This window comes from Citrobacter sp. Cs237 (assembly GCF_030332325.1).
Lineage (GTDB): Bacteria > Pseudomonadota > Gammaproteobacteria > Enterobacterales > Enterobacteriaceae > Citrobacter_A > Citrobacter_A sedlakii.
Genome location: NZ_JAOWIB010000093.1, coordinates 352,116 through 368,219 on the forward strand (window position 1 = coordinate 352,116; position 16,104 = coordinate 368,219).

Genomic DNA, 16,104 nt, shown 5'->3' on the forward strand with positions numbered 1-16,104 from the left:
ACGGACATCCCTATTGTTAAAAACGCGATACGGAATATCAATGATAAGCATTCTCATTACAATATCGGGAAGGCAATCTCCACAATATCTTCATGATTCACCCAATTTATGGATCGATAACAAAGGAAAAGTGCAGAACAGGTGATACCGGGAGGGGAGAAAAAAAAGCCAGGCTTTCAGGCCTGGCATCGAAAGCGGTTCAGGATTTGTCTTCCTGCGGCATATGTCGATAAATATAGACGCCGCTGAGCAGGGTAAAAATCAGCGTCAGCGCGGTCAGGCCAAACACTTTAAAGTTCACCCAGATATTTTGCGGTAGCCAGAACGCGATATAAATATTCGCGAGGCCGCACAGAATAAAGAACACCGCCCACGCGAGGTTGAGCTTCGACCACACTGCTTGCGGCAGCGTCAGTTCTTTACCCAACATGCGCTGAATCAGCGGTTTTTTCATTACCCACTGGCTGATCAGCAACGCGCTGGCAAACAGGCCATAAATGACCGTGACTTTCCACTTAATAAACTCATCGTTATGGAAGAAGATCGTCAGCCCACCAAACACGGCGACCAGAACAAAAGTAATCAGCGCCATTTTCTCTACCTTGCGGTAGCGAACCCAACTGTAGATAAGCACGATGGCCGTTGCCACAATCAGCGCGGAGGTGGCGGCATAGATGTCATAGACTTTGTAAAAAACAAAGAAGACCACCAGCGGTAAAAAATCGAGAAACTGCTTCATTGTTCAATTCCGTAATCAAAAGCGTCGGGCGAAAAGGCCTGCGACGCGTAAGGGGTTATTGGCGAATCAACATATACAAACGGAACAGGTAGATGAGCAATACGGCAGAGATCAAATTGCTCAACGTATTTGCGATCACCGCGCCAACGTTCGGGTCAAAGGCGGCAAAGCTCGATGCGAACAGTAACAGCAGCGTTTTTGCCAACAGCCAACCGATGACGGCCGGGGCCACCAGTCGCATGTTCGCCCACGCCAGACGCATGCTGTTACGCATGGCCTCAAATATGCCCATCTTATCCTGCACCAGCATCACCGGGGCCAGAGCCAATACGATGGCCAGCAGAATGCCGGGCACCACAATCAGCATAATCCCCAGTTGCACCAGCAGCGTGGTCAGCAAAATCAGAATGAACAGTTTTGGCAGCACCGGCGCGCTGGCGCCAATAGCACGCAGCGCGCTCACGCGGTGGCCTGCGGAAATGAGCTGGATCATTAACAACACGCCACCGGCGAGGACGGCATTACCGATAAGGCCGGAGAACGTGGACGCCGCCGACGCACGCAGGAGGATCTGCTGCTGCTCTGGCGTCATATTTTGCACCAGCTCGAACAAGCCAGCGCTCCCGGCCAGATGATCCCCTTCACTCAACTGCGCGATTTGCGCATCGCTGGGTGAGAAGGCATGCCCTAATACCACCGTGATAAACGCGCACAGCAGCGAGATCAGCAGGATGGTTAAAAATTGATTACGGAAAAAATTCCCGGTGTCACGGTATACGGACTTCGCCGTGATAGACATGCACTCTCCTTGAGTTTTGCAGGTGTTATTAAGCGGGCAATTGTACCCTGGATAAAGGCGCAGTGGCAGCATCAACGGTTGTATGGAAAAGCATATCTTTGTAAAGCAGGAAGCAATACACAGGCGCTGGCTTTGACGATTGCTCAAAAGATATTCACTTTATGAAAATATTTCAAATTTGATCTGAATGACAATAACCAGGATTTTGAATGCTACTTCTAAATTAATCTGGATCAATAAATGTTAAATTACACGACGTAATGTGATCCAGGTTAGATCACTTATTACTCCAATGTAGGTATATTCGTCACGCAGTTATAACCATAACGATGGAGCGGATATGAAAAAGTTAACAGTGGCGGCGTTGGCAGTAAGTACACTTCTCTCTGGCGGCGTCTATGCGCATGAAGCTGGCGAGTTTTTTATTCGGGCAGGCTCGGCGACGGTTCGTCCGACAGAAGGCGCAGACGGCACATTAGGCCATCTGGGCGGTTTTAACGTCAGTAACAATACCCAACTCGGCCTGACCTTTACCTACATGGCAACCGATAACATCGGCGTTGAATTACTGGCGGCGACACCGTTCCGCCATAAGGTCGGCACGCAGGCGACCGGTGATATCGCAACCGTTCACCATTTACCGCCAACACTGATGGCGCAATGGTATTTTGGCGATTCCAGCAGCAAGCTGCGTCCTTATGTCGGGGTAGGCGTAAACTACACAACCTTCTTTGATAATGACGTCAATGAAAATGGGAAAAATACCGGGGTTTCCGATCTTAGCCTGAAGGACTCCTGGGGCGCGGCGGGGCAGGTTGGGATGGATTATCTCATCAACCGTGACTGGCTAATTAACATGTCCGTCTGGTATATGGACATCGATACTACCGCAGACTATAAGCTCGCCGGTGTCAAACAGCATGATGACATTCGTCTCGACCCGTGGGTATTTATGTTCTCCGCCGGTTATCGTTTCTGATGCCATAAAAAAAGACCCCGTATTTACGGGGTCAATAAGGACATGACACACACGGAATTATTTCTTCACGCTATTACTGCTTTTCCTGCGGCTCGCCTTGACCGAGTTCTGCACCGGTGAGCGGGTCGGCCGACGGATCGGACTTGGTTCTTTCCGCCATCGCTTTTAACAGCGTTTGCTGCTGTTTCGTCAGTTTGACGGTAGCCAGACCGTCACCGCCGTCAACGGCTGGCATCGGTTCGGCAACATATTCAAAGTTCTCGTCACTGTTCCAGCTACCGCGCGGATCGTCGCCCTGAGACATGTTGTAGTACACGTTGGTGTACTGCTCGACAGGCGGCAATTTACCCGGCGGGAAGTTATTGCGAATTGAGTACAGCGCCTTTTCAAACGACAACTGGTGCGCAGCTTCACGGGTCATCAGAAACGCCAGCGCGTCTTTAACGCCGGGATCGTCTGTGACGTTAATCAGCCGCTCGTAAATAATTTTTGCCCGTGCTTCAGCGGCGATGTTGGATCGCAGATCGGCGGTCACTTCGCCGATTGTGTCGATATAAGCCGCTGTCCACGGCACGCCTGCGGAGTTGGTCAGGGCAGGGCCGCCGCCATAGAGCAGGGAAGTAATGTGGCTATCGTTGCCGTTAGCGGTAAGGGAACGATACAGCTCAGCTTCGTTTTCCGTACCTTCAGCCAGCGCGCCCTTTGCGCCTTTATTCAGCATGCCTACCAGCGAACCGATGATTTCCAGATGGCTCAGTTCCTCGGTCGCTATGTCCATCAGCATCTCTTTGCGTCCTGCATCATCATCACCCAGCCCCTGGGTAAAGTAACGACATGCAGCAGCCAGTTCGCCCTGAGGGCCGCCAAATTGCTCCAGCAAAAGATTTGCTAAACCAGGATTAGGCTCACTGACTCGCACCGTATATTGAAGTTGTTTAACGTGTCGAAACATTCTGCCTCCTGATAATAATTTATTTTTTCGCTTCTACGCCGTCTGCTTCAGAGCGCAGCAGGAATTGTTCTGTTGTGTCAGGAATATGTTTAATCAGCCAGTCAGCCATTTGTTTTTCCTCATTAAGGATGGATTCAATGGCAGGAATAGACGCGGTATCGCCTGCTTTTTGCGCAGCTGCGAGCAGGGAGGTATAGCAGGCAATTTCGAATTGCTCAAAAACGTAGCCGCTAATTGACCCTTTCACGATCTCGTCGGAAGGGAACATTCCGCCGATAGACTGACCAAGCGCGGCCATTTTACTCATTGAATCTTTGATAACCGAGCGGGAAATATTATTGCGGTCGAGAATACCTTCCAGAACCGTAATTTGATGCTTGGTTTCGCTAATATGTTGTTCAATTCTTGCACGCAAGTCAGGGTAATTATCGATGCGGCTCGCCATTGATTCGAGCATCGATTCGGCTTGTTTTTCCATAGCATGGGCGTCACGAAGCCAGTCATGATAATGTTCAATCGCATTCATTGGTTATGTCCTCAGAAAATAATTAAAAGCAGCGTGGGTTAAAAACAGGAAATAAAATTATCAGGATTTATTTCCGGCTTTTTTATTCACATTACCAATTGCTAAATCGGTAAGTTTTAAATCAGTGGCTTTTTCTTCTTCCAGCGTTTCTTTTAGCAGTTTGACGGCTTTGGTATAGCCCAGCTGTTCGGCAAGCGTTACCAGAGTGCCGTAGCTTGCAATTTCATAGTGTTCAACTTTTTGCGCAGCAGCAATCAGGGCGGCGTCACGCACTTCGTTTTTCTCAGTGCTTTCAATGACCTCATTCGCTTCTTCAATCAGGCCTTCCATCGCCACGCACTTCATGCGCTTCACTTTAATACCGGCTTCAGATTCAACGACCTGATCGATACGCTCAATCTGACCCTGCGTTTCTTCAAGGTGAGCCTGAAACGCCTGGATTAATTTTTCGTTAGAGGCGGCTCTGGATAATTTCGACAGAGCACGAGTCAATTGTTTTTCTGCGCTGTAGGTGTCTGAAAGTAGATGGATAAAAACGTCTTCAACAGTCTTCATATTCATTGGTATTCTCCTGAGATTAATACTGCGAGCCCGAAGACTCGCAGCATGCTTCGAGAAATCATGTTGTTGTGGAAACAATTAAATCATGATTTGTCGGATTTATTTCCGCCGTGGCTATTCTGGCCACCCTTTTTACCTGCTTCAGAAGCACGTTGCGGGTCATTTTTAAAATTCCCGCCGCTATGCTGACCGCCTTTGCGGCCTGCTTCTGATGCTTTTTCACGATCTTCGGCGAAATTTCCTGAACCACCACGATGTTCGGCCATGTTATTTCTCCTGTTTCGTTAATATATATAAATGTTAATTTGTGACCGTTGTCGTCACCCTTCTAAAATTAGTCGCTATCAGCAGATAGTCAAATTTAAGCGGCTGTTCTGGTTGCGGTGAAAATAATTTTGCTGCGATATTAATTATTTAATAGTAGCCCGTTAAAAATGAGTGGCTTAGCGACATATCGTTAACCTTTCAACTAATAACTTACGTTACCATAATGTGTGGTTATGTTAATGATAAACGTAATGCTGACATTAACTTACGTTAACTGCGGCTAACTGACGTTTAAGCGTTGTCTGGGCTCAGGGCTTTAGGATTAATCCTGGCAAACCGTGGGTGTTCAAAATCCATGAAGGAAAATTTTCTATTGATGCAGATTTTTTGAGGGTGCAGGTCGTATAAACGCGGCTGCAGGCAGCAGACGGGAGGCGTAACCAACCAAAAAAACCTGCTATTACAGCAGACTGAAGGAAAAGTTATGGAAACCTGTTCATGGCTTGAGTGCGTTGACGTCACGCAACGGAGCAGGCCGCCAGCATGAATCTGGCGGCCTGGGATGTGTTAACGGCGGGTGGCCGCTTTCATATCGCTGACGAAGGTTTTTAGTTCGCTGAGCATCTGCTCAGGAGTGTCGATATTTTTCTCGATGATTTTTACAATCGCTGAACCCGATATCGCACCTGCCGCACCGGCGTCAATGGCGGCGGATACTTGTTCCGGCGCCGAGATACCGAAACCTTGCAGGGAAGGCGCAGCGTGATATTCCTTCAGCTTTTCTACCAGATGGTGCAATGGCAGCGCCGCCCGGTTCTCGGCCCCGGTCACCCCTGCGCGAGACACCAGGTAAGTGTAGGCGCGACCGTAGGAGGCAATCTGGCGCAGCAGGTCATCGTCCGCATTGGGCGGGCAGATGAAAATTGGCGCGACATTGTGGCGTAGCGCAGCCTGACGGAAGGGGGCGGATTCTTCTACCGGCACATCGGCAACCAGTACCGAATCCACGCCGACCTTTTCACACTGCGCATAAAATTCATCAATGCCCTTACTGAATACCAGATTCGCGTACATCAGCAGACCAATCGGGATCGTTGGATGCTTAGCGCGAATGGCCGCCAGCATCTCAAAACACTGGCCTGGCGTAACGCCTGCGGCAAAAGCGCGCAGGGTTGCGCTCTGAATAGTCGGGCCATCGGCTAACGGATCGGAGAAAGGGATCCCCAGCTCCAGCGCGTCAGCGCCAGCCTCTATCAGGGTATCGATAATGCTGAGCGACTGTTCCACGCCGGGGTCGCCGAGAGTCACGAAGGGGACAAAGGCGCCTTCCTTGCGATCGTTCAGTTGTGCAAACAGCGTTTCGTAGCGTTCCATCAGATTTCCCCTCGCGCTTTCAGAATATCGTGTACCGTAAAGATGTCTTTGTCGCCGCGTCCGGAGAGGTTTACCACCAACAGTTGCTCTTTCTCCGTGTTCTCACGCATCATTTTCAGCGCATGGGCCAATGCGTGGGAGGATTCCAGCGCCGGGATAATCCCTTCATGACGGCACAGCGTTTTGAACGCATCCAGCGCTTCGTCGTCGGTAATCGACACATAATCGGCACGCCCGGTGCTGTTCAGATAAGCGTGCTGCGGCCCCACCGACGGGAAATCCAGACCCGCGGAAATTGAGTAAGACTCTTCGATTTGACCCTCTTCAGTCTGCATCATTGGCGCTTTCATACCGAAGTAAATCCCGACGCGGCCATGCTTAAGCGGGGCGCCATGTTCGCCTGTTTCTATTCCGTGACCGCCTGGTTCAACGCCAATCAACCCGACGCTGGTTTCATTAATAAAGTCAGCAAACATCCCGATAGCGTTGGAACCGCCACCGACGCAGGCAATAACGGCGTCCGGCAAACGTCCTTCTTTTTCAAGGATTTGCGCTTTGGTTTCTTCGCCGATCATGCGCTGGAATTCGCGTACAATGGTCGGGAAAGGATGCGGGCCTGCCGCAGTGCCGAGCATATAGTGGGCGGATTCGTAGCTGCCAGACCAGTCGCGCAGCGCCTCATTACAGGCATCTTTCAGCGTCGCGGAACCGCTGTGAACGGGAATGACCTCAGCACCCATCAGACGCATACGAAACACGTTGGGCGACTGGCGCTCAACGTCCTTCGCGCCCATGTAGATACGGCATTTCAGGCCGAGCAACGCGCTGGCCAGCGCCGACGCAACGCCATGCTGTCCGGCGCCGGTTTCCGCGATGATCTCGGTTTTGCCCATTCGCTTTGCCAGTAGCGCCTGGCCTAATACCTGGTTGGTTTTATGCGCGCCGCCGTGCAGCAAATCCTCGCGCTTCAGATACAGCGTGGTGCGGGTGCCCGCCGTAATGTTCTGGCACTTCGTTAGCGCGGTGGGACGACCCGCATAGTTTTTCAGCAGGTCGGTAAACTGGGCCTGAAACGCCGGGTCTTTCTGCGCGCTGACGAACGCCTCTTCCAGTTGGCGCAGCGCGGGCATCAGTATCTGCGGCACGTACATGCCGCCAAATTCACCAAAATAGGGATTAAGTAATGTTGTCATGTCCTTTTCCTTAATATGCGCGCAGTGTCGAAAATACCGATGCCAGAAGGCGTGCATCTTTGACGCCCGGCTGTGACTCTACACCTGAATTGAAATCGAGACCGGCGCAGCCGGCTTTCGCGGCCTCGACGCAGTTATCTGCGCCAAGCCCACCTGCTAACAGAACGTTATCCAGCGCCTGTCCCTGCAATAGCGACCAGTCGAAACGCTGGCCGCTGCCGCCCTGGCCGTTATCCAGCACGTATTTGTCGACAGACCGATAATCCCGCGCCGGGAGCGTTTCGCCAACGCTCAGCGCCTTCCAGATCTGCACCTGTGCAGGCAGCGCGGCGCGTAGCGCATCAACGTAAGCCTGGTCTTCGCCGCCATGCAACTGGACGGCAGCCAGCATCAGTCGACTCGCTTTGTCGCAAACGTCGGCGATTTCAGCGTTGCGGAACACGCCCACATACTGCAACGGCGCGGCGGCTTTCACCTGCTGTGCCTGTTCGTCAGTAACGAAGCGGGGGGAGGTAGGAACGAAAATCAGCCCGCCGTAGATCGCGCCCGACTCATAAGCCGTTTTCGCATCTTCCGGGCGCGTCAGCCCGCAGACTTTATTTTCCCCCAGCAGGACGCGACGCACAGCGGCGTTGAGATCGTCATATGCCATTAACGCAGAGCCAATCAGAAAACCGTTAGCAAAGTGGCTGAGCTCGCGGACCTGACCGTAGGTGTTGATACCCGACTCGCTGATGACCGTCACGCCGTGACCCAGTTTCGGCACAAGCTGGCGGGTACGGTTTAAATCAATCGACAGATCGCGCAGATCGCGGTTATTAATGCCGACCACTTTCGCCCCGAGCGCAATGGCGCGCTCCAGCTCTTCTTCGTTGCTCACTTCCGTCAGCACCCCCATTTTCAGGCTGTGGGCGACGGCGGCAAGCTGGCGATACTGTTCATCATCGAGTACCGACAGCATCAGCAGGCAGGCGTCGGCCTGATAGTGGCGCGCAAGGTAGATCTGGTACGGATCGATGATAAAGTCTTTGCACAGAATCGGCTGCGGCGCGACCTGGCTGACGAGCGGCAGGAAATCGAAGCTGCCCTGGAAATATTTCTCGTCAGTGAGGACGGAAATCGCCGACGCATAGTGCTTATACACATCGGCAATGCGCGCCGGATCAAAATCGTCGCGGATCACGCCCTTCGACGGAGAGGCCTTTTTACATTCCAGAATAAAGGCTGTGCGCGCCCCCTGTAACGCGTCGTAGAAATGACGCGTGCTCGGCTGGACATCCTGTTGGAATGTATCCAGCGGCTGTTGTTGTTTGCGGGCTTCTACCCAAATCGCCTTGTCTGCGACGATTTTCGCTAAAACGGTTTGCATCATTTACCCTCTTGCCGCCAGTGCGGTGACTCGGTCATAAGCGGAACCACTGCGCAGAACGTCCAGGACAGTTTGCGCATTAGCTTTCAGATCTTCTTCACCATGCAGTCGCATCAGCATCGCGACATTTGCGGCGACAGCAGCCTCGTGCGCGGCTTCGCCTTTACCTTGTAGCAAGCGTGTCAGAATGTCACGGTTTTCTTCCGGCGTTCCCCCCGCCAGCTGTTCCTGATGGTACGGCGTCAGGCCGAAGTCTTCCGCGGTGAGCTGATAACTTTTGATTTCGCCGTCATGGAGTTCCGCCACAATCGTCGGCGCATGCAGGGACACTTCGTCCATGCCGCCGCTGTGCACCACCGCCGCGCGCTGATAACCCAACACGCGCAGCGTTTCGGCGATCGGCAGCACCAGTTCCGCGCTGTAGACGCCGATCAGCGCCAGGGGCGGATGCGCCGGGTTAATCAGCGGGCCGAGCACGTTAAACAGCGTACGGGTTTTCAACTGCTGGCGTACCGGCATTGCATGGCGGAAACCGGTGTGGTATTTCGGCGCGAACAGAAAGCAGACGCCGAGCTCGTCCAGCGCCTGACGCGATTTGTCGGCATTCATGTCGAGGTTGATGCCGAAAGCGGCCAGCAGATCCGACGACCCGGATTTACTGGATACGCTGCGGTTGCCGTGTTTAGCGACTTTCAGGCCACATGCCGCCGCGACAAACGCGCTGGCCGTAGAAATATTAATGCTGTTGCTACCGTCGCCGCCGGTCCCCACGATATCCGCGAACGGATAGTTCGGGCGCGGGAACGGGGCGGCGTTTTCCAGCAGGGCTGTGGCCGCGCCGGCAATCTCCAGCGGATGTTCACCGCGAATTTTCATACTGACCAGCGCCGCCGCCAGCTGTTCTGGTTTCAGTTCACCGCGGACGACCGCAGAGAAAAGCTGATGGCTTTCCTGCTGGCTCAGGGTTTGCGCCTGATACAGTTTTTCCAGAACAGGCTGCAGCGTATTGGTTGGCTCCAGCTTCTGTTGCGCCCAGGCCAGCGTTTGTTCGAGCAGCAACGCGCCCTGGGTGGTGAGGATCGACTCCGGGTGGAACTGAAAACCGCAGACCCGGTCAGCATCGTGACGGACCGCCATCACCATGCCGTTAAAATGCGCGTTAATGGTCAGCCCCGCCGGGACATTACTGCCCACCAGCGAATGGTAGCGCGCCACTGGCAGAGGGTTGCTCAGACCGGCAAACATTGCCTGCCCGTCGTGCTCAATGCTCGACGCTTTACCGTGAAGAATCTCACCGGCCTGACCGACATAGCCGCCGTAGGCTTCCACAATCGCCTGATGCCCAAGGCAGATGCCAATGATCGGCAGTTTACCGCGCAGACGCGTCAGCAGTTCTGGCATGCAGCCCGCTTCGCTCGGCGCGCCCGGCCCCGGAGAGAGCATCAGCACCGGATTTTTCATGGTGGCGAGGCGGTCAATCAGGGTCTGAGCCGGGATATGGTTACGGTAAATCACTACGTTATGGCCGTTGGTACGCAGCTGATCTGCCAGGTTATAGGTGAATGAATCAATGTTATCGAGCAGCAGAATATCAGCCATCAGAACGTCTCCTGTGCGTGATGCGCGGTCGCGATGGCACGCAGAACCGCGCGCGCTTTATTACGGGTTTCATCGGCTTCAGACTGCGGAACCGAATCCAGCACGATGCCGGCACCCGCCTGCACGGTGGCGATCCCGTCTTCAACCAGGGCCGAACGAATCACGATGCAGGTATCCAGATCGCCGTGAGCGGTAAAATAGCCTACGGCGCCGCCGTAGCTGCCGCGTCGCTGTCCCTCGGCGTCGGCAATCAGTTGCATGGCCCGTACCTTCGGCGCGCCGCTCAGGGTACCCATGTTCATACAGGCGCGATACGCATGCAGCACGTCGAGATCGCGGCGTAGCTCGCCGACGACGCGGGAAACCAGGTGCATCACGTATGAATAGCGATCGACTTTAGTCAGGTCGGCAACATAGCGGCTGCCCGGCGTACAAATGCGAGCGAGGTCATTACGCGCCAGATCCACCAGCATCAGGTGTTCGGAAAGCTCTTTATGATCGGTGCGCATTTCAAGCTCAATACGGCTGTCGAGGTCGCGGTCCAGCGAACCGTCGGCGCGACGGCCACGCGGACGTGTACCGGCAATCGGGTAAATTTCAATCTGACGACTGGTAGCGTCATATTTCAGTGAGCTTTCAGGTGAGGCGCCAAACAGGGTGAAATCATTGTCCTGCATAAAGAACATATACGGGCTGGGGTTGCTTTTCTTCAGTACGTAGTAGGCTGCCAGCGGCGACGGGCAGGGCAGCGAAAAACGACGGGAGGGCACGACCTGGAAAATTTCGCCAGCGCGAATGGCTTTTTGCATCGTGCGCACCACGGCGCCAAATTCTTCATCGCTCTGATTACACTCGCAGCGCATTTGCGCCACGGAGACCACAGGTAACGGCGGCGCGGGTTCGTTGAGCTGCTGGCTCAGATGCGCCAGACGCGCGTTAAGCCGCTGCCGTTCGTTGTCATCGCTGGTGAACAGGCTGGCCTGAATGCGGGTGCTCTTTTTCTGATGGTCGATCACCATCAGTGTTTCCGCCAGATAGAAGCAGTAGTCCGGGCAGCGGTTATTTGCCTCAAGCTGCGGTAAATCTTCAAACCCCGCGACCAGATCGTAAGCAAAGAGGCCGCCGAAGAACATGGCTTCGCGTTCTTCTGCCGGAACGGTCACCAGCGTCTGCAGAATGCGAAACGCGTCAAAGACCGACAGTGAGCACAGCCTGGCGTCTTCATCGAGTAAGGGGCTGACGGAAGGGAAGCGAAGCAGGCGGCCATCCGGCTGCGGGGCATTCTCCACGCCTGCGGGCAGGGCGGTATCCATCAGGTTCAGCAACGCGGCGCCGTTCGCGGATAATGCCTGTAACGTGACAGTGTCACCCATAGCGGTGATGCGTAGCGCGCTGTCAACCAGTAGCAGGCTTTTTAAATCGTTTTTGCTGTCAATATCCGCGGACTCCAGCAGCAGCGTCGCTGGCCGGTTGCCGCAAACCTGATGAAACAACGCCGTGGGGTTCTCGCGGTACGCGGCGTCGCAGGTAATCAGCTCAAGTGTAGGTTTTGATGTCTGCATTGTTGTTCTCATTAATTTTGCTCAAAAAAAAGCCCGCTTGCAGGCGGGCCGGGTATCTGGGTGCGGTTAGTATGCACAAGTACACTGCCCGAAGTCAGGAAGTGCGCCACCAACCGTGAAGAATGAAGCATGCTTGCATTGTGATACCCTTTTCTAAGTGAACTTTCGTACTAGTTAACTAGTTCGGTGGCATATTGTCAATACCTGATTTCAGTTAATTTGCTGAAACCGTTATGATGCGCAGGCAAGTCCATTTATATGAAGACGGGAGTTCGCCTTGAGCGACACGAATTACGCAGTGATTTACGATCTGCACAGCCATACCACGGCGTCCGACGGACGATTGACGCCGGAAGAATTAGTCCACCGGGCTGTCGAGATGCGCGTTGGCACGCTGGCGATTACCGACCATGACACCACAGCCGCGATCCCGGCGGCAAGCGAAGAAATTTCACGATCAGCCCTGCCGCTGACCCTGATCCCCGGTGTTGAGATCTCCACGCTGTGGGAGAATCATGAGATCCATATTGTTGGCCTGAATATTGACATCGCCCACCCGGCGATGTGCGTGTTTCTGGCGGAACAAACCGAACGCCGTCAGCAGCGGGCAAAGCGCATTGCCGAGCGTCTGGAGAAAGCCCACATTCCCGGCGCATGGGAAGGGGCGCTGCGCCTTGCTGACGGTGGCGTGGTGACACGGGGGCATTTTGCCCGCTTCCTCGTGGAGTGCGGTAAAGCGACGACCATGGCCGATGTCTTCAAAAAGTATCTTGCGCGAGGGAAAACCGGATACGTTCCGCCGCAGTGGTGTACAATAGAACAAGCTATTGATGTCATTCATCATTCCGGCGGTAAGGCGGTGCTGGCTCATCCGGGGCGGTATAACCTTAGCGCCAAGTGGCTGAAAAGACTGGTGGCGCATTTTGCTGACCATCGCGGCGACGCGATGGAGGTTGCGCAGTGTCAGCAGTCTCCCAACGAGCGAACGCAACTGGCCACCCTTGCCCGTCAGCATCAGCTATGGGCATCGCAAGGGTCTGATTTTCATCAGCCGTGCCCGTGGATAGAGCTGGGGCGTAAGCTCTGGCTGCCGGCTGGCGTGGAAGGCGTCTGGCAGTTGTGGGAACAGCCACAGAACACCACAGTGAGGGAAGTATGAGTCAGTTTTTTTATATCCATCCTGATAACCCGCAGCAGCGCCTGATTAACCAGGCCGTTGAAATTGTCCGCAAAGGCGGGGTGATTGTTTATCCTACCGATTCCGGCTACGCGCTTGGTTGTAAAATTGAAGACAAAGGGGCGATGGAGCGCATTTGCCGAATTCGCCAGCTGCCGGACGGCCATAACTTTACCCTGATGTGTCGCGACCTGTCGGAATTGTCGACCTATTCGTTTGTCGATAACGTGGCGTTTCGCCTGATCAAGAACAACACACCGGGGAATTACACCTTTATTCTGAAAGGAACGAAAGAGGTGCCGCGGCGCCTGCTACAGGAAAAACGCAAAACCATCGGTTTGCGCGTGCCGTCGAACCCCATCGCACTTGAACTGCTGGAGGCGCTCGGCGAGCCGATGCTCTCTACCTCGTTGATGCTGCCTGGCAGCGAATTTACCGAGTCCGATCCGGAAGAGATCAAAGACCGCCTCGAAAAACAGGTGGACCTGATTATTCACGGCGGTTATCTGGGACAGCAGCCGACCACGGTGATTGATTTAACCGACGATGCGCCCGTGGTGTTGCGTGAAGGGGTTGGAGACGTTAAACCTTTCTTATAAGGTCGCAACTCTGTATACTACGCGGCCTTTAAATGGCGCTTAACGGCGCCGTTAATTCTCCTGTTCGACGCCTGTGAAGGCGACACCTGAAGGAAGCTCTATGAGCGAAAAGTTACAAAAAGTGCTGGCGCGCGCCGGCCACGGCTCTCGCCGTGAAATCGAATCCATTATCGAAGCAGGCCGCGTGAGTGTTGACGGCAAGATCGCGACGCTTGGCGATCGCGTTGACGTCACCCCGGGTTTGAAGATCCGTATCGATGGGCACCTGATTTCGGTAAAAGAGTCCGCGGAACAAATCTGCCGTGTGCTGGCTTACTACAAGCCGGAAGGCGAACTCTGTACCCGCAACGATCCGGAAGGGCGTCCGACCGTGTTCGACCGTTTACCCAAGCTGCGCGGCGCGCGCTGGATTGCGGTAGGACGACTGGACGTGAACACCTGCGGTTTGCTGCTGTTTACGACTGACGGTGAACTGGCGAACCGTTTGATGCACCCGAGCCGTGAAGTCGAGCGTGAATATGCGGTCCGCGTCTTTGGCCAGATCGATGACGCGAAAATTCGCGATCTCAGCCGCGGCGTTCAGTTGGAAGACGGTCCGGCAGCGTTCAAAACCATCAAGTTCAGCGGGGGCGAAGGCATTAATCAGTGGTATAACGTCACCCTGACTGAAGGACGCAACCGTGAAGTGCGCCGCCTGTGGGAAGCGGTGGGTGTGCAGGTAAGCCGTCTTATCCGCGTACGCTACGGCGATATTCCGCTGCCGAAAGGCCTGCCGCGTGGCGGCTGGACCGAGCTGGATCTGGCGCAAACAAACTATCTGCGTGAGCTGGTAGAACTGCCGCCGGAAACCACTTCAAAAGTGGCGGTTGAAAAAGACCGTCGTCGCATGAAGGCCAATCAGATTCGTCGTGCGGTGAAGCGTCATAGCCAAATGAGCGGCGGTCGTCGTTCAGGTGGACGGAACAATAACGGCTGATTGCCTGTCGCTATGCCGGAGGGCGTCTACGCCGCCTTCCGGTTCCTTTACCTAGTAATCAATACCCATCTGAGCTTTGACGCCCGCTTCGAAGGCATGCTTCACCGGACGGAGTTCGCTGACGGTATCGGCCAGTTCGAGAATATCCCGATGACAGCCGCGCCCGGTAATGATCACCGTCTGCTGATGGGGTCGGTCATTCAGCGCCGTAATCACCTCATCCAGTGGTAGATAATCATAGGCCACCATATAGGTCAGCTCGTCGAGAACTACCATATCCAGCGTAGGGTCCGCCAGCATTCGCTTACCGTGTTCCCATACCGCCAGACAGGCGGCGGTATCTGATTCGCGGTTTTGCGTTTCCCAGGTAAACCCGGTCGCCATCACCTGAAACTCGACGCCATGAGGTTCAAGCAGGTTACGTTCGCCGTTCGGCCAGGTGCCTTTGATAAACTGTACGACGCCCACCTTTTTACCATGCCCGACGGCGCGGGTTGCCGTACCGAACGCGGCGGTGGTTTTCCCCTTACCATTACCGGTAAACACGATAATAATGCCGCGTTCTTCCTGCGCCTGGGCAACGCGTGCGTCAACGTTGTCTTTTACCCGCTGCTGGCGCTGCTGATAGCGTTCTTCACTCATTGCGCGATTCCTGGTTTACGGCCCGGTTGGGCGTCGAAGGTCATGCCGGTTTTACGACGGCTGTCGTCGCCCATCAGCCACAAATACAGCGGCATAATGTCGGCGGGAGTTTTGAGTTTTTGCGGATCTTCCGTCGGAAAAGCGCTGGCGCGCATGCTTGTGCGGGTACCGCCAGGATTGATGCAGTTAACGCGCAGGGAACGGTTTTGATATTCATCAGCCAGCACCTGCATCATCCCTTCGGTGGCGAATTTGGACGTGGCATAGGCCCCCCAGTTCGCTCGTCCCTGGCGGCCCACGCTGGAAGAGGTGAAAACCAGCGATCCGGAATCCGACTTGAGTAATAAAGGAAGCAACGCCTGGGTGAGCATAAACGTCGCGTTGACATTGACCTGCATAACCTGCTGCCAGACCTGTGGGTCCTGTTCGCTCATGGGACAGATGTCTCCCAACAATCCCGCGTTATGCAGCACACCATCCAGTCGCGGATACTGTCCGGCAATGCGCTGTGCAAGCTGGTGACAGTCTGCGGCGGTACAGGTTAACAGATCGAGCGTGAACCACTGCGGCTGGCTGCCCGTTTCAGTGGCAATCAGGCCTGCGACGTGGCGTAATTTCTCCTCATTGCGGCCAAGCAGGATAACGCTTGCGCCGAAACGGGCGTAGGTCAGGGCGGCTTCACGGCCAATGCCATCGCTGGCCCCGGTGACCAGAATAATGCGGCCCTGAAGAAGATCGTGTTTGGGTTGATAATGCATGGCTACTCCTCGGCGACATGCGTGGCCGCTCT

Annotated in this window: 18 protein-coding genes, 1 pseudogene and 1 other annotated feature; of the genes and pseudogenes, 4 read left to right on the forward strand and 15 right to left on the reverse strand. The window is 54.4% G+C overall.

The window, feature by feature from the left end:
* Positions 1-199 precede the first annotated feature (199 nt).
* The 3 genes and pseudogenes from OGY07_RS06095 to OGY07_RS06105 form a co-directional block, all read right to left on the reverse strand.
* Entirely contained in the window at positions 200-739 is a 540-nt protein-coding gene (locus OGY07_RS06095; RefSeq protein WP_042283489.1) for a septation protein A, read from the reverse strand.
* A gap of 55 nt (positions 740-794) precedes the next feature.
* Positions 795-1,538 (reverse strand): YciC family protein, encoded by a 744-nt coding sequence (locus tag OGY07_RS06100; protein ID WP_042283485.1) that lies wholly within the window; start codon positions 1,536-1,538, stop codon positions 795-797.
* Positions 1,539-1,566: 28 nt separating this feature from the next.
* A pseudogene (locus tag OGY07_RS06105) lies at positions 1,567-1,644 on the reverse strand (YkgJ family cysteine cluster protein); the annotation flags it as partial.
* A 234-nt stretch (positions 1,645-1,878) separates the two neighbouring features.
* Here OGY07_RS06105 and ompW point away from each other — a divergent pair.
* Positions 1,879-2,517, forward strand: a complete 639-nt coding sequence (gene ompW / locus OGY07_RS06110; RefSeq protein ID WP_286599311.1) for an outer membrane protein OmpW — start codon at positions 1,879-1,881, stop codon at positions 2,515-2,517.
* A 73-nt stretch (positions 2,518-2,590) separates the two neighbouring features.
* Here the strand turns inward: ompW and OGY07_RS06115 are convergent, their stop codons facing one another.
* The 10 genes from OGY07_RS06115 to trpL form a co-directional block, all read right to left on the reverse strand.
* Complete coding sequence (locus OGY07_RS06115) at positions 2,591-3,469, reverse strand: manganese catalase family protein (protein ID WP_042283479.1); 879 nt, start codon at positions 3,467-3,469, stop codon at positions 2,591-2,593.
* A 19-nt stretch (positions 3,470-3,488) separates the two neighbouring features.
* Positions 3,489-3,995: a ferritin-like domain-containing protein gene (locus tag OGY07_RS06120; protein WP_060571304.1), complete on the reverse strand. Its 507-nt coding sequence runs from the start codon at positions 3,993-3,995 to the stop codon at positions 3,489-3,491.
* Positions 3,996-4,055: 60 nt separating this feature from the next.
* Positions 4,056-4,556: a YciE/YciF ferroxidase family protein gene (locus tag OGY07_RS06125; RefSeq protein ID WP_042283474.1), complete on the reverse strand. Its 501-nt coding sequence runs from the start codon at positions 4,554-4,556 to the stop codon at positions 4,056-4,058.
* Between the two features lie 83 nt (positions 4,557-4,639).
* The gene (locus OGY07_RS06130; protein ID WP_042283472.1) at positions 4,640-4,822 is read right to left on the reverse strand and encodes a con-10 family general stress protein; all 183 of its coding nucleotides are present in this window, start codon (positions 4,820-4,822) and stop codon (positions 4,640-4,642) included.
* Positions 4,823-5,390: 568 nt separating this feature from the next.
* Positions 5,391-6,197 (reverse strand): tryptophan synthase subunit alpha, encoded by an 807-nt coding sequence (gene trpA, locus OGY07_RS06135; RefSeq protein ID WP_042283468.1) that lies wholly within the window; start codon positions 6,195-6,197, stop codon positions 5,391-5,393.
* Complete coding sequence (gene trpB / locus OGY07_RS06140) at positions 6,197-7,390, reverse strand: tryptophan synthase subunit beta (protein WP_286599316.1); 1,194 nt, start codon at positions 7,388-7,390, stop codon at positions 6,197-6,199. The genes trpA and trpB overlap by 1 nt, the downstream gene beginning before the upstream one ends.
* Positions 7,391-7,400: 10 nt before the next feature.
* The gene (gene trpCF / locus OGY07_RS06145; RefSeq protein WP_502872424.1) at positions 7,401-8,759 is read right to left on the reverse strand and encodes a bifunctional indole-3-glycerol-phosphate synthase TrpC/phosphoribosylanthranilate isomerase TrpF; all 1,359 of its coding nucleotides are present in this window, start codon (positions 8,757-8,759) and stop codon (positions 7,401-7,403) included.
* 3 nt (positions 8,760-8,762) lie between these two features.
* Positions 8,763-10,358, reverse strand: a complete 1,596-nt coding sequence (gene trpD / locus OGY07_RS06150; protein WP_042283463.1) for a bifunctional anthranilate synthase glutamate amidotransferase component TrpG/anthranilate phosphoribosyltransferase TrpD — start codon at positions 10,356-10,358, stop codon at positions 8,763-8,765.
* Positions 10,358-11,920, reverse strand: coding sequence for an anthranilate synthase component I (gene trpE, locus OGY07_RS06155; protein ID WP_042283462.1), 1,563 nt, complete (start codon positions 11,918-11,920; stop codon positions 10,358-10,360). Before trpE ends, trpD begins: the two co-directional genes overlap by 1 nt.
* Before the next feature lie 23 nt (positions 11,921-11,943).
* Positions 11,944-12,038 (reverse strand) — a sequence feature (Trp leader region).
* Entirely contained in the window at positions 12,015-12,059 is a 45-nt protein-coding gene (gene trpL / locus OGY07_RS23345) for a trp operon leader peptide (RefSeq protein ID WP_120714939.1), read from the reverse strand. Its footprint overlaps the feature before it by 24 nt.
* Before the next feature lie 138 nt (positions 12,060-12,197).
* Here trpL and rnm point away from each other — a divergent pair, with 138 nt between their 5' ends.
* The 3 genes from rnm (at position 12,198) to rluB (ending at position 14,672) form a co-directional block, all read left to right on the forward strand.
* Complete coding sequence (rnm, locus tag OGY07_RS06160; RefSeq protein ID WP_286599321.1) at positions 12,198-13,079, forward strand: RNase RNM; 882 nt, start codon at positions 12,198-12,200, stop codon at positions 13,077-13,079.
* On the forward strand, positions 13,076-13,696 hold the full coding sequence (locus OGY07_RS06165) for an L-threonylcarbamoyladenylate synthase (protein ID WP_042283457.1): 621 nt from the start codon (positions 13,076-13,078) through the stop codon (positions 13,694-13,696). The genes rnm and OGY07_RS06165 overlap by 4 nt, the downstream gene beginning before the upstream one ends.
* Positions 13,697-13,796: 100 nt before the next feature.
* Positions 13,797-14,672, forward strand: coding sequence for a 23S rRNA pseudouridine(2605) synthase RluB (gene rluB / locus OGY07_RS06170; protein WP_042283455.1), 876 nt, complete (start codon positions 13,797-13,799; stop codon positions 14,670-14,672).
* A 51-nt stretch (positions 14,673-14,723) separates the two neighbouring features.
* Here rluB and cobO read toward each other — a convergent pair whose 3' ends face one another.
* Both cobO and OGY07_RS06180 read right to left on the reverse strand, forming a co-directional pair.
* Positions 14,724-15,314 carry a cob(I)yrinic acid a,c-diamide adenosyltransferase gene (gene cobO / locus OGY07_RS06175; RefSeq protein WP_042283454.1) on the reverse strand — a complete coding sequence of 197 codons (591 nt, stop codon included), beginning with the start codon at positions 15,312-15,314 and terminating at the stop codon, positions 14,724-14,726.
* Positions 15,311-16,072 (reverse strand): YciK family oxidoreductase, encoded by a 762-nt coding sequence (locus OGY07_RS06180; protein ID WP_042283452.1) that lies wholly within the window; start codon positions 16,070-16,072, stop codon positions 15,311-15,313. Before OGY07_RS06180 ends, cobO begins: the two co-directional genes overlap by 4 nt.
* Positions 16,073-16,104: the final 32 nt, after the last annotated feature.

Coding starts and splice junctions, on each gene's coding strand:
- OGY07_RS06095 (WP_042283489.1), bottom strand. CDS start 739: ATGAAGCAGTTTCTCGATTTTTTACCGCTGGTGGTCTTCTTTGTTTTT.
- OGY07_RS06100 (WP_042283485.1), bottom strand. CDS start 1,538: ATGTCTATCACGGCGAAGTCCGTATACCGTGACACCGGGAATTTTTTC.
- ompW (WP_286599311.1), top strand. CDS start 1,879: ATGAAAAAGTTAACAGTGGCGGCGTTGGCAGTAAGTACACTTCTCTCT.
- OGY07_RS06115 (WP_042283479.1), bottom strand. CDS start 3,469: ATGTTTCGACACGTTAAACAACTTCAATATACGGTGCGAGTCAGTGAG.
- OGY07_RS06120 (WP_060571304.1), bottom strand. CDS start 3,995: ATGAATGCGATTGAACATTATCATGACTGGCTTCGTGACGCCCATGCT.
- OGY07_RS06125 (WP_042283474.1), bottom strand. CDS start 4,556: ATGAATATGAAGACTGTTGAAGACGTTTTTATCCATCTACTTTCAGAC.
- OGY07_RS06130 (WP_042283472.1), bottom strand. CDS start 4,822: ATGGCCGAACATCGTGGTGGTTCAGGAAATTTCGCCGAAGATCGTGAA.
- trpA (WP_042283468.1), bottom strand. CDS start 6,197: ATGGAACGCTACGAAACGCTGTTTGCACAACTGAACGATCGCAAGGAA.
- trpB (WP_286599316.1), bottom strand. CDS start 7,390: ATGACAACATTACTTAATCCCTATTTTGGTGAATTTGGCGGCATGTAC.
- trpCF (WP_502872424.1), bottom strand. CDS start 8,759: ATGCAAACCGTTTTAGCGAAAATCGTCGCAGACAAGGCGATTTGGGTA.
- trpD (WP_042283463.1), bottom strand. CDS start 10,358: ATGGCTGATATTCTGCTGCTCGATAACATTGATTCATTCACCTATAAC.
- trpE (WP_042283462.1), bottom strand. CDS start 11,920: ATGCAGACATCAAAACCTACACTTGAGCTGATTACCTGCGACGCCGCG.
- OGY07_RS06165 (WP_042283457.1), top strand. CDS start 13,076: ATGAGTCAGTTTTTTTATATCCATCCTGATAACCCGCAGCAGCGCCTG.
- rluB (WP_042283455.1), top strand. CDS start 13,797: ATGAGCGAAAAGTTACAAAAAGTGCTGGCGCGCGCCGGCCACGGCTCT.
- cobO (WP_042283454.1), bottom strand. CDS start 15,314: ATGAGTGAAGAACGCTATCAGCAGCGCCAGCAGCGGGTAAAAGACAAC.
- OGY07_RS06180 (WP_042283452.1), bottom strand. CDS start 16,072: ATGCATTATCAACCCAAACACGATCTTCTTCAGGGCCGCATTATTCTG.